Origin of the sequence: Streptomyces sp. NPDC060366, from assembly GCF_042725135.1 — a bacterium.
Lineage (GTDB): Bacteria > Actinomycetota > Actinomycetes > Streptomycetales > Streptomycetaceae > Streptomyces.
The window spans coordinates 120,044-131,936 of sequence record NZ_JBHXDC010000017.1 but is presented as its reverse complement, the minus strand read 5'-3'; the positions used below and the strand labels follow the sequence as shown (position 1 = coordinate 131,936).

The window sequence follows — 11,893 nt, the reverse complement described above, 5'->3', positions numbered from 1 at the left end:
GCCACCTGGTGAGACGGGTGCTGGGACGCCCGGCGGCCGATGGGGGGTGCCGGGCGGCTGCCGGACGGCGTCAGTCGGAGGCCTTCGCGAACTCCGGCTCGTTCGGGCCCTCGGGGGTGCGCGTCGCGAGTTCCGGGTTACGGCTCTTGAGCAGCGCCCAGCCCGCGACCAGGAACACCGCCCAGAGCGCGCCGACGTACAGCGAGACCCGGGCGTCGGAGTCGTACGCGATCAGACAGGTCACGAAGGACAGGAAGACCAGCGCCACCCAGCTCAGGGCCGAACCGCCCGGCGCCGGGAACGAGGACGCCGGCAGCCGGCCCGCGACCACGGCGGAGCGGTACTTGATATGGCTGATGAGGATCATCATCCAGGTCCAGATACCGGCGGCGGTGGCGACCGAGGTGACGTACAGGAACGCCTTCTCGGGAACGATGTAGTTGAGGACGACGCCGATGCCCATCAGCGCGACGGACGCCGCGATGCCGGTGGCCGGTGTCCGGCGGCGGTTGAGCTTGCCCAGGGCCTTCGGCGCCTCCTTGTTGGCGGAGAGGTCGCGCAGCATCCGGCCGGTGGAGTACATGCCGGAGTTGCAGGACGACAGGGCCGCCGTCAGCACGACGAAGTTGACGATTCCGGCGCCGAGCGGAATGCCGATCTTGGCGAACGCGTGCACGAACGGGCTCTCGCCCTCGCTGAATTCGGTCCACTTCACGACGGCGAGGATGACGGTGAGCGCGCCGACGTAGAAGACGATGATGCGCCAGGGCAGCGTGTTGATCGCCTTGGGGAGCGTCTTCTCCGGGTTCTCGGACTCGCCCGCCGTGACGCCGACGAGTTCGACGGCGAGGTAGGCGAACATGACGCCCTGGAGCGTCATCAGGCTGGAGCCGATGCCGTTGGGGAAGATCCCGCCGTGCTGCCAGAGGTTGCCGGTGGCCGCGGTGTCGCCGGCGTCCGAGAAGCCGAGGGTCAGGACGCCGAGTCCGATGACGATCATGCCGATGATGGCGGTGACCTTGACCATCGAGAACCAGAACTCGACCTCGCCGAAGATCTTGACGGAGATCAGGTTGACGCCGAAGAGCACCAGGAGGAACACCAGGGCGCTGACCCACTGCGGGATCGCGGGGAACCAGAAGTGGATGTAGATCGCCGCCGCCGTGAGCTCGGCCATGCCGGTCACGATCCACATGAGCCAGTACGTCCAGCCGGTGACGTAGCCGAAGAACGGGCCGAGGAACTCGCGGGCGTACTCCGCGAAGGAGCCGGAGACCGGCCGGTAGAGCAGCAGTTCGCCGAGCGCCCGCATGATGAAGAAGATCACCACGCCGGCGAGGGCGTACATCAGGATGATGCTCGGCCCGGCCTTGGCGATGTTCGCGCCGGCGCCCATGAAGAGGCCGACGCCGATGGCGCCGCCGATCGCGATCATCTGGACCTGGCGGCTGCCGAGTCCGCGTTCGTAGCCCTCCTCCGAGGTGTCTGCGGAGGGCTTGTCCGAGGTGTTTTCGACCTGTGGGGAGGTCATGGTGATGCGCCCTTTCTCCCTGCCTGTGCCGGTGGTCGTGAAGATTTACCACGGGCCGGGCCGCGATCAGCGGAGGCCGCTGTGGCGCGGCCCACAGGAAGAAGCGGACAAATTTCCCCCGCAATCGCAAAGCATGCGGGGGTGGTGACGGGATCGTTATCCGGAGTTGAGTGTCCGTTGAGGAAACGGAGCATGTCCGTCCGGAGACGGTGTGACGGAGGTACGCAGACCCTGTGACGGACGGGCCGGGCGGGACTTCGCGGACACGCCCCGGGCCACCGGATCCGTCAAGGCATCATCGTCTCGACGAGCGTCTCCTGGAGCGCCCCGAGCCACAGGTACGCCATCACCATCGGCTTGCGCGGGTCGGAGTCCGGCAGCCGGTACAGGCTCTCGCCCTCGTCCTCGTCGGAGACGTCCAGCCTGTTGCCGATCGTCAGGCGCAGGTCGTTGAGCGCGCCCAGCCAGTGCCGGCAGTCGTCGGGCGTCAGCTTCAGTACGGCTCCGCCCTCGCCGGACGCGGAGAGGGCGTCCAGACTGCGGACGACGGCCAGACCGTCCTCACGCTTGCGGCTCCGCAGGTCGTTCTCGGTGAAGCGCCTGAACTCGGAGGCGTACTCGCGCAGTTCGTCGTCGGTGTCGTCGCCGAAGCCGTACGCGTCCGGGAAGAGCCGGGCGAGCGCGGGGTCGGACGGCGGTTTGCTCGGCCCCTCCGCGAAGAGCGCGGCGAGCGGGTCCTCGCCCTGGGCCGGTTCGTCGCCGGGACCGATCAGCTCAAGGAGCTGTACGGCGAGGGAGCGCAGGATGGAGATCTCGATCTCGTCGAGCGCGACGGCGGCGCCACCGCCGGGGATCGCCTCGAACTGCCCGGCCATCAGCCGGCGTCCTGGGAGAGCGTGGCCCACAGGCCGTATCCGTGCATCGCCTGCACGTCGCGTTCCATCTCCTCGCGGCTGCCGCTGGAGACGATGGCGCGGCCCTTCTGGTGGACGTCGAGCATCAGCTTGTGCGCCTTGTCCTTGGAGTAGCCGAAGTACGTCTGGAAGACGTACGTCACATAACTCATGAGGTTGACCGGGTCGTTGTGGACGATCGTCATCCACGGCACGTCAGGTTCCGGGACGGTGAACGTCTCCTCGGCCGACTCGGGAAGTTCGATCTCTGTCGGGGCAACACTCACGGTTCGGGACGACCTTCTTCTCCGCCGGGGGTCCCGGGACACGCCCCGGGATGCACAGCCTCACAGCCCCATGCTGCCACCAGGAGGGGCCTGTCGCACAAACGGCGGCCCCGGAGGCTTCCGAGTCGTCTCCGACCCGCCGGGATCCGGGCGTTCATTAGAAATCGTCAAACTGACGAGATCCGCTGTAGCATCGCCCGTATGAACTCTGCGGACCTTGAGAAGGGCCTTGCGAAGGACGAGGGCGGCCGACGGATCGGCGTTCCCTCGACCGCGCTCTTCACCGACCAGTACGAGCTGACGATGCTGCGGGCGGCGCTGCGGGCGGGGACGGCCGAGCGCCGTTCCGTCTTCGAGGTGTTCACCCGGCGGCTGCCCGAGGGGCGGCGTTACGGAGTCGTCGCGGGCACCGGGCGCGTGCTCGACGCCGTCGAGAACTTCCGCTTCGACGAGGACGTCATCGGCTTTCTGCGCGAGCGCGGGATCGTCGACGGTCCGACGCTCGACTGGCTCGCCGACTACCGCTTCAGCGGGGACATCTGGGGCTACCGGGAGGGCGACGTGTACTTCCCCGGCTCGCCGATCCTGCGTGTCGAGGGCTCCTTCGCCGAATGCGTGCTGCTGGAGACCGTGATCCTGTCGATCCTCAACCACGACTCGGCGATCGCCGCCGCCGCGTCCCGGATGTCGGCCGCCGCCGGCGGGCGCCCGCTGATCGAGATGGGCGCGCGCCGTACGCACGAACTGGCCGCCGTCGCCGCGTCGCGCGCCGCGTACGTGGGCGGCTTCGACACCACGTCGGACCTGGCGGCCGGATTCCGCTACGACATCCCGACGGTGGGCACCAGCGCTCACGCCTTCACCCTGCTGCACGACAACGAGCGGGACGCGTTCCAGGCCCAGGTCGACGCGCTCGGCAGCGGGACGACGCTGCTCGTGGACACCTACGACGTGGCGGAGGCGGTCCGTACGGCCGTGGACGTCGCCGGGCCCGAGCTGGGCGCCGTGCGCATCGACTCCGGCGACCTGCTGCTCGTCGCGCACCGGGTGCGGCAGCAACTGGACGAACTGGGCGCGGTGAACACCCGGATCGTGGTCACCTCCGACCTGGACGAGTACGCGATCGCCTCGCTGGCCGCCGCGCCGGTGGACGCGTACGGGGTCGGCACCCAGCTGGTCACCGGCAGCGGCAACCCCACCTGCTCGATGGTGTACAAACTGGTCGCCCGTGCCCACTCCGGCGATCCGAAGGCGCCGCTGCACGCGGTGGCGAAGAAGGCGGTGGGCGGCAAGACGTCTATCGGCGGCCGCAAGTGGGCGGCGCGGCGGGTGGACGCCGAGGGGTACGCGGAGGCCGAGGTCGTCGGGACCGGGCCCGTGCCCGCGGACCTGCTGGACCGGCAGCTGCTGGTGGAGCTGGTCAAGGGCGGCGAGGTGGTCGCGCGCGAGCCGCTGGACGCGGTCCGGGACCGGCACGTCGAGGCGCGGGCGGGGCTGCCGATGTCGGCGATCCAGCTGTCGCGCGGTGAGCCGGTGATCCCGACCGTCTACATGTGAGGGACACGAGGTATGGAAGAGGTGTGGCAGGCATGAACGGACAGCGACCGGGAACGCCAGGCTCCGAGAGGCCAACCAGGACGGGACGCCATAGGCTCGGTGGCCCCCGACCGCTCCCCACCGAAGGACACCCGCCATGCACCGCGCACTGATAGTCGTGGACGTTCAGAACGACTTCTGCGAGGGCGGCAGCCTCGCGGTGTCGGGCGGCGCCGACGTGGCCGCCGCCATCACCGATCTGATCGGACAGACGACGGCCGGTTACCGCCACGTCGTCGCGACGCGTGACCACCACATCGATCCGGGTGACCACTTCTCCGCGCGCCCCGACTTCGTGCACTCGTGGCCGGTGCACTGTGTCGCGGGTACGGAGGGGGTGGGCTTCCACCCCAACTTCGCGCCCGCGGTCGCCTCGGGTTCGATCGACGCGGTCTTCGACAAGGGCGCCTACGCGGCGGCGTACAGCGGCTTCGAGGGCGCCGACGAGAACGGGGTCCGGCTCGGGGAGTGGCTGAAGGCGCGCGAGGTGTCGGAGGTCGACGTGGTCGGTATCGCCACCGACCACTGCGTACGGGCGACCGCCCTGGACTCGGCGCGTGAGGGATTCACCACCCACGTGCTGCTGGACCTGACGGCCGGCGTCTCCGAGGAGACGACGGACCGGGCACTGACGGAGCTGCGCGCGGCGGGCGTCCGGCTGACGGGCAAGCCGGTGGTGTAGGGCCCGGGGCCCACCACGGGGCGGCCGGGAGCCGCCGCGGGGCGGGCCGTGGGCCGGACCCGCGAGGCTCCGTCGGACCGGCCCCTGCGCCGTCGGACCAGCCCCTACGCCGCGCTTCCGCTGTCCGTGCGCAGCCCCGGGCGGCGCCAGGACGGGGAGCTCGGCGGAGGGAGTGCCGACGGGGGCGTGAAGGTGGGTGTGGGGGCCGGGCGTGGGTCGGGGGGACCGTAGCGGCGGGCCGGGCGCAGCAGGGCCCGTATGGGCTGCCAGAGCTCTTGCGCGCACTCCGGGGTGGCCCGCCAGAGCAGGCCGTCCGGATGGTGCAGCACCGCCGTGATCTCGTCCGGGGTCGGCGGTTCCGCGTTGCCGCGGAGATAGACGGCGCGCAGTCCGAGATTCCGCAGCCTGGTCAGGGCGCGGGCCCGGTTCCTCGCGTGTACCAGGACCCGTACGGTGCGGCCCTCGGTCACCGGGCTGGGCACGGTCAGCGCCACCACCACGGTCCCGTTCGGGAGCCTGCTGAAGCCTCCACCTGCCATGTGTCCTCAATCCCCCCGTAAGACGTCGTGTCAATAAGAGTCGATAGGACGCACCTAAACACGATCGGCCGCCGCCCGCTAGGGGGCGACGGCCGATCATGGTTTGACCTGCAACGATGTCCGTTACTTGGTCGAGCGGTCCACCTTCACCGTGATCGTGGAGCCATTGAGCGGCTCCTTCACGATGGAGATCTTGGTGTTGGTGTCAGGAACGTCGACACCGGCGGTCGGGTTCTCGTCGTACCAGTAGGTGCCCTTGCGGTCGTCGAAGACGGGCTTGCCCGGCTGGGCGCCGATCTTCTTCGCCACGTCGGCCTTGTGGAGCTTGAACGAGTCGGTCGGGAACCAGCTGAACGACGAGTCGAACGCCTGGATCCTGTTGCGCATCAGCGTGCCGTCCCCCCACTTCAGGGGCTTGGCGTGCGCGTCGACCGGCAGGATCAGACCCTTGCCGGGGTGGACGCTGGTGTTGTTGTCCTTCTGCGAGGTGTCCCAGAGCCAGACCATCAGGCCGTTCTGGTACGCGTAGTGCTCGACCCAGCCGTCCTTCGGCGCCTTGAAGCCGAAGTTGTACGGGCCCGACTTGAGGGTCTTGTCGTAGCTGACGTACTGCCGGTTCTCCGCGATGTAGAACTGGTCGTAGTCCTGGGTGAACGACTCACCGATGCGCGAGAAGCCCTTCGCGGTCCAGCCCGCGTCGTCCGCCTCGGCGTTGTCGGTGAACAGCGGGGCGCCGTCGGCGACGACACTGATCGTGTCGGCCGCGAAGCCCTTGCCGCCCGCGCCGCCGTCCGTCTGGTAGCGGAAGCGGACGTCGACCTTCTTGCCCGCGTACGCGTCCAGCGTGTAGACGAGCTTCTTGTGGGCGCCGGAGACACCGGTCAGGGCCGGCTTGTCGCCCGCGTCACGCGTGATGGCCTTGCCGTCGGCGGTGCCGTCGACCGGGGTCCAGTTGGTGCCGTCCTCCGACACCTCGGCGTACAGGTAGTCGTAGTTGGCCTCGATGTCCCACCAGCCGTCCAGTTCCAGCGACGCCTTGGCCTTGCCGGTGAGGTCGACGGAGCGGGTGAGGGTGTTCTTGAGGTCGTCACCCATGTCGCTCCACCACTGCTTGGAGCCCTCGGCGGGCTTCACGACAGTCGTGGTGACGGGCTTCTTCGGCAGCTCGACGACGAGCGCCTGCGGGTTCTTCGTGTTGTACGCGGACACGCCCAGCTTGTGGGTCGACGCCGTCGCGGCCTTGGCCTCGTCGTAGTCGAGCCAGCCCAGCTGGAGCTTGTCCCAGGCGGTCATGTCGCCGGGCAGGTCGCCGATCTCGCCCTGGCCCCGGCCGAGCCAGGAACCGGAGGACATCAGGGACCAGAAGCCGGTGGAGTTCTCGCCGCCGCCCGAGGTGTCGTACAGGTCGGGCAGACCGAGGTCGTGGCCGTACTCGTGCGCGAAGACGCCGAGTCCGCCGTTCTCCGGCTGCATCGTGTAGTCGCCGACCCAGATGCCGGTCTCACCGATCTGCGTGCCGCCGGACTTGTTCTCCGAGGGGCCCGTCTTGCCGGCGTCCGTGCCGTACGCGTACCAGCGGTGCGCCCACAGGGCGTTCTCGCCCTCGGCGCCGCCGCCGGCCGACTCGTCCTCGCCCGCGTGGACGATCTGGAAGTGGTCGATGTACCCGTCGGGCTCGTTGAAGTTGCCGTCGCCGTCGAAGTCGTAGCGGTCCCACTCGTCGTACGACGCGAGGTCGGCCTTGATCTGCGCGTCCGTCCGGCCCTTGGCCTTCTGGTCGGCGGCCCAGGCGGTGGTGCCGTCGCGCACCGCGTCCCAGACGTTGGCGCAGTTGGAGTCGCCGCAGTAGTTGGAGCCGTAACGGGCCTCGTTGTACTTGACCTTGACCCAGTCGGAGACCTCACCGTCGACCGAGTACCGGCCGGACGAGGTCTTCTCGTAGTAGGTCTTCAGCGACTCCTTCGGCTGGCCCTTCGCGTCCTTGCCCTCGCCGAAGTACAGGTCCTGGAAGTGGGCCTGGTTGTAGTCGGCCTGCCAGGCGGTGGAGTTGTCCACCTTCCGGTCCGGCTCCGCTATCTCGTTGTGCTGCGGGCCGGGCTCGCCCCCGTACTTCGTGATGGGGGCCTCGGGGCCGTCCGCACCGTCGGGGTCGTACATGGTGGTGTCGTCGACCTCGTCGCCGAACTCCACCAGGATCGTGAAGATCTTGTCGGTCTTCTCCCGGCCGAGTTCGACGTACTTCTTGTCGTCGAGCTTCACGACGTTGGAGCCGCCGCGCTTGAGGATCTTGGCGTCGCCCGCCAGGACCTGCTCCAGGGCGGCCTTCCGCTGCTGCTCCTGCTGCTTGCTGAACGGGCCTTCGAGGTCGTGCTCGACATGGCCCTTCTGCGGCGCCGGATCGCGGCGCTCGATGCTCGCCGGACCTGCTGTGGGGCTGTCCTCGGCCTGGGCCGGGGTGAGCGCCGATGCCGTCGCGGCTGCCGTGGCGAGGGCCACGAACACCGCGGACGCTCTGATCGCCCGTCGATTGATGGTCACTTGAAGTTTCCTCTCCCCGCACCCGGAGTCCGCGGACCGGATGTGTGGGGATCCGCGCGCGGGGTGCGCGTCACAAGTGACGACATTCGACCGGAGTTGAAGGAGAAAAGACAGTCCTTGACTTGGACAGGCCAAGTGCACTATGCACGAGTCGAGTTCCGGAATCCGGACACCCGAGGGCCGGACCGCGGGCGCACCGATGTGTCATATAGCGGGGGCGTGTGACTCCGTGCGCCCCCCATGCTCCGGCCTCGTGGGTTAGGTCACGCTTACTGTCGGTTCCTGCCGGGCATTCACCGTCGTAGGGTCGTTTGACAGAGCGACTCCGCGGAGACACGCGAGACACCCCCAACACCCCCGAAATCAATCCCGATTGCCCCGAGGGACGGATACAGCCATGCCGCGTCCGACTGCCGCACAGCTTGCCTACGGTTCCGCCACCGTCGTCCTCGCGACACTCGCGATGCTGTTGCTCTCCGGCGTCACGTCGGTCGTCGGCATCGCGGTGATCGCGCTCGTCGCCCTCTGTCTCGGCGTTCTGGTGTCGGTGAAGGCGGCCGAACCACGCCGCTCGTCGACCGCGCACCCGGTCACCGCCGGTCGTACGGATCACGCCACCACCTCCGTCGCCTCGTCCTCCGGCCAGGCCGTCGGGTCGCCGTCCGCCCCGGAGACCCGGATTCCGGCGTCACTGCGCCGCTGACACCACCACGGTCTTCGCCGCCTTGTCGTGCAGGCCCTGCCGATAGGGCCGGTCGAGCAGGATCAGAATCAGGATCAGCAGCGGCCAGAGGCAGGCGCAGCAGACGAGTGCGGGGACCCAGAGCACGAGGGCCCGCAGGAGCGAGGACCGGGAGTCGGGCACCCGTCCGTCGTTGAGCATCGCCACGCGGATCTTGAGGAGCCGCTTGCCGAGGGTCTGGCCGCCCGACTGCGTCATCAGGGCGTCGTAGCCGACGAACGCCACGATGGTGATGATCCGGAAGACCCACTGACCGCCGCCGTTCACGCCGTTGACCGCGTCGTCCCAGTTGTCGGAGCTGTCCGACCAGCGGTGGTAGACGTTGAACGGGATGCTGATGAGCGCGAGCGGGATCGCGACGATGATCCAGTCGACGATGCGCGCGAGGATGCGCTTGCCCACGGACGCGAGCGGCGGCATGCCGCGCAGCGGATCGTTCCCGCCGTAGGGATCGCCGGGGGGCGGCGGCGCGGATCCGCCGTACGGGTCACCCGGCGGTGGCGGGTTGGTACCGCCGTACGGTTCACCGTAACGAGGCGGCGTACCGCCACCCGGGGGCGTGCCACCGGCCGGCGGCGGCCCGTCGGGCGGGGGCTGCTTGCGGAACGGGTCGTCGTCGGGCGGCTGACCGGGCGTCGGCTGATCGTTGCTCATGGGGGCAGTGCACCCCGCCGTGCGGATGCCCGCAACGGCTCACCCGCCGTTCGGGGGAGCCGCCACCGCCTGCGGATGACTCCGCGTCACCCCGCGACGAACGTACGCGCCGCCTTGTCGTGCCAGCACTGCCGCCACGGCCGGTCGAAGACGCACCACAGCACGTTCAGTACGCCGACGACGAGCACCCCGAGCACGCCGTACACGAGCCAGCGGCGCAGCGCCGAGCCGAAGGACGGGGCCTCGAACGACTCGATGTCCCGCACCTCCAGACCGCACAGCTTCTTGCCGAGTGTGCGGCCCCACTTGGCGGTCGGCAGCGCCTCGTACAGAACGCCGATGACCAGCAGCGCGGCGAGCACCCCGCCGAAGTAGCCGGCGGTCGTGCCGTCGATCAGCCAGACCGTGACGGTCTCGCCGGTCTGCTTCGCGGCCTCGACCTTGTCGTCGATGTGCGCGAGCGCCTTGGACACCAGAGGTACGGAGACGGCCCCGACGATCCCGAGGAGGACGACGCTGTCGATCAGCCGGGCGGCGAACCGCTTGCCGAGCCCGGCGGGGCGGGCCGACGCCTGGGCCTGGGCGGCTTGCAGGAACGGGTCGCTGACCGGCGGCTTCCACGGCACGACCGGTTGGCCGGCGGCCGGGTCGGCACCTGTCGACGGCATGGACGGCGTGCCCGGTGACTGCGCGAGCTGGTGCACCTGCTGCGCCCAGGAGGGCGAACCACCGCCGGGGCCCGGTGCGAGGGGGCCGACGGCGGGGGGCTGCATGGAGCGGGACTGGAACGGGTCGGGCTGCTGAGGGGTGTGCGGCTGGGGTTGAGGTTGGTGCGGCTGGGGTTGGTGCGGTTGCGGTTGCTGCGGCCGGGGTTGGTGCGGCTGCTGAGGAGTCCGCGGCGGGACGGGCGCCGGGCCGCCGGAGCGGGGTCGCACGGCGCGGATGGCCATGGTGCCCTCGGTCTGACCCGTACGGCCCGTGGCCTGCTCATCTCGCGAGCCACCGCCCACGGGGCGGATGGTGACGGTTCCGTCGGTGGGCGCGTCGCCGCCTCGGGGTCCGGGCCCCGTGCCCTCGTCCGTACGCGGGCCCTGGCCTCCGCGTCCGGGGCGCGGGAGACGGATCGCGACCGTGCCCTCGGGAGGTGAGTCGCCGTCACCCGGTCCCGTGCCGGGGCCGGGCCCCACGGCCCGTACGCCCGGCAGCGCGCCGCCGGTGGGATCCGCCGACGGGCCCGCCGCCTGGCCGGGCACCCGGGGGTCGCGCGAGTCCCGCCCGTACCGGGGGTCCTTGGCGTCCTCCGGTTCCGGCGCGCCCTGCGCGGCGGGGCTCCGCGCGTCCTGCGGGCCCTCGCCCCAGGAGACACGGGCGTCGCGCTCGCCGCCGAAGCCGCTCTGCCGGCGGGCGTCCGCCTGCCAGACGGAGGCCGGTTCCTGACGGGGCTCCCCTGCGGGGTCCTCGTCGAAGAACATCGGCCCCGTCTCCTCGACCGCCGGGGTCGCCGGGGCCCGCCGGGCCGTCGTCTCGGGGGGCGCCGCGGCCACCCCCGGGGGCGGTTCCGGCATGGCCTCGCCGGACTGCGGCGCCGGCCGGCTGGTGCCGGGTACCCAGGACCCGCCGTTCCAGTACCGGACATAGCCGGGGATGGACGGGTCCGGGTAGTAGCCGGGGGAAGGGCTGCCGTCTCCGGTTGCCGAGGTCGGGGCGCTCATCACCGTGGTCCCGTATCTCTTCGATGGGCTCAACTCAAGGGTCCACATCTATCAGACCACCGCGGGGCCCTGGGTCCATCCAGCCGTTTGGACCTCGATTCGGTCACGAAAGAGTCACGGTACGTCGCGGGAGCAAGTTCTTGCCCGAAGTCGCGTAATGGCGGCGGGAGTCGGCGCTCTCAATCGGTACGGCCCGCTACCGGGCGTCGTACGACGAAGGAGCACTGACATGCACAGCGTGGTGGAACGCGAGCTGGAGCTCAATCTGGTGCTCTCGCCCGAGCGCAGCATCCCCGTCCCCGCCCGGCTGATGTATCGCACGCAGGATCCGTACGCGGTGCACATCTCCTTCCACATCGGCTCGGACACACCGGTCAACTGGACGTTCGCACGCGAACTACTGGTCGAAGGGGTGTTCCGGCCGTGCGGCCACGGTGACGTACGGATCTGGCCCACGAAGGTCGACGGCCGCACCGTCCTGTGCGTGGCCCTCTCCTCCCCCGACGGCGACGCGCTTCTGGAGGCGCCGTCGGTGGCGGTGTCGACGTGGCTGGAGCGGACGTTGCGGCTGGTGCCGCCGGGGACGGAGACGGACCGGCTGGGGATCGACGCGGGGCTGGAACTGCTGCTGGCCCCGATGCCGGCCGACGATCTGTGGCTGCGGGACCCGTGGCCGTCCGACGAGTCCGCGGACGGCGAGTCCTGACGCCCGCCGCCGG

The 11,893-nt window shown here is 70.0% G+C and carries 10 protein-coding genes and 1 pseudogene; 4 read left to right on the top strand and 7 right to left on the bottom strand.

Translation table 11 applies throughout. The annotated features are described in order from the left end of the window. Positions 1-70: 70 nt before the first annotated feature. From ACFWHU_RS31045 to clpS, 3 genes are all read right to left on the bottom strand, one after another. Positions 71-1,531, bottom strand: a complete 1,461-nt coding sequence (locus ACFWHU_RS31045; RefSeq protein ID WP_385799574.1) for an amino acid permease — start codon at positions 1,529-1,531, stop codon at positions 71-73. Positions 1,532-1,818: 287 nt separating this feature from the next. Then, on the bottom strand, positions 1,819-2,406 hold the full coding sequence (locus tag ACFWHU_RS31040; RefSeq protein ID WP_387228831.1) for a DUF2017 domain-containing protein: 588 nt from the start codon (positions 2,404-2,406) through the stop codon (positions 1,819-1,821). Continuing rightward, positions 2,406-2,711, bottom strand: a complete 306-nt coding sequence (clpS, locus tag ACFWHU_RS31035) for an ATP-dependent Clp protease adapter ClpS (protein WP_147875504.1) — start codon at positions 2,709-2,711, stop codon at positions 2,406-2,408. Before clpS ends, ACFWHU_RS31040 begins: the two co-directional genes overlap by 1 nt. A 201-nt stretch (positions 2,712-2,912) precedes the next feature. Between clpS and ACFWHU_RS31030 the strand changes: the two genes are divergently transcribed. Then, positions 2,913-4,268, top strand: a complete 1,356-nt coding sequence (locus ACFWHU_RS31030; protein ID WP_387228829.1) for a nicotinate phosphoribosyltransferase — start codon at positions 2,913-2,915, stop codon at positions 4,266-4,268. Between the two features lie 136 nt (positions 4,269-4,404). After that, positions 4,405-4,989, top strand: a complete 585-nt coding sequence (locus tag ACFWHU_RS31025) for an isochorismatase family protein (protein ID WP_387228827.1) — start codon at positions 4,405-4,407, stop codon at positions 4,987-4,989. 224 nt (positions 4,990-5,213) lie between these two features. Here ACFWHU_RS31025 and ACFWHU_RS31020 read toward each other — a convergent pair. Together ACFWHU_RS31020 and ACFWHU_RS31015 are read right to left on the bottom strand one after the other, a co-directional pair. Beyond that, a pseudogene (locus ACFWHU_RS31020) lies at positions 5,214-5,528 on the bottom strand (hypothetical protein); the annotation flags it as partial. Between the two features lie 123 nt (positions 5,529-5,651). Next, a complete protein-coding gene (locus ACFWHU_RS31015; protein WP_387228825.1) occupies positions 5,652-8,066 on the bottom strand; it encodes an immune inhibitor A domain-containing protein in 2,415 nt (804 codons plus the stop codon). Positions 8,067-8,463: 397 nt separating this feature from the next. On the opposite strand from ACFWHU_RS31015, the gene ACFWHU_RS31010 reads away from it, so the two are divergent. Continuing rightward, a complete protein-coding gene (locus ACFWHU_RS31010) occupies positions 8,464-8,769 on the top strand; it encodes a hypothetical protein (protein WP_385799583.1) in 306 nt (101 codons plus the stop codon). On the opposite strand, the gene ACFWHU_RS31005 is transcribed toward ACFWHU_RS31010, so the two are convergent. Beyond that, positions 8,755-9,462 carry an RDD family protein gene (locus ACFWHU_RS31005; protein WP_385799585.1) on the bottom strand — a complete coding sequence of 236 codons (708 nt, stop codon included), beginning with the start codon at positions 9,460-9,462 and terminating at the stop codon, positions 8,755-8,757. The genes ACFWHU_RS31010 and ACFWHU_RS31005 overlap by 15 nt on opposite strands. Before the next feature lie 86 nt (positions 9,463-9,548). Beyond that, on the bottom strand, positions 9,549-11,174 hold the full coding sequence (locus tag ACFWHU_RS31000; protein ID WP_387228821.1) for an RDD family protein: 1,626 nt from the start codon (positions 11,172-11,174) through the stop codon (positions 9,549-9,551). Between the two features lie 229 nt (positions 11,175-11,403). On the opposite strand from ACFWHU_RS31000, the gene ACFWHU_RS30995 reads away from it, so the two are divergent. Further along, positions 11,404-11,880 (top strand): SsgA family sporulation/cell division regulator, encoded by a 477-nt coding sequence (locus ACFWHU_RS30995; RefSeq protein WP_385799589.1) that lies wholly within the window; start codon positions 11,404-11,406, stop codon positions 11,878-11,880. The last annotated feature ends 13 nt before the right edge of the window (positions 11,881-11,893 follow it).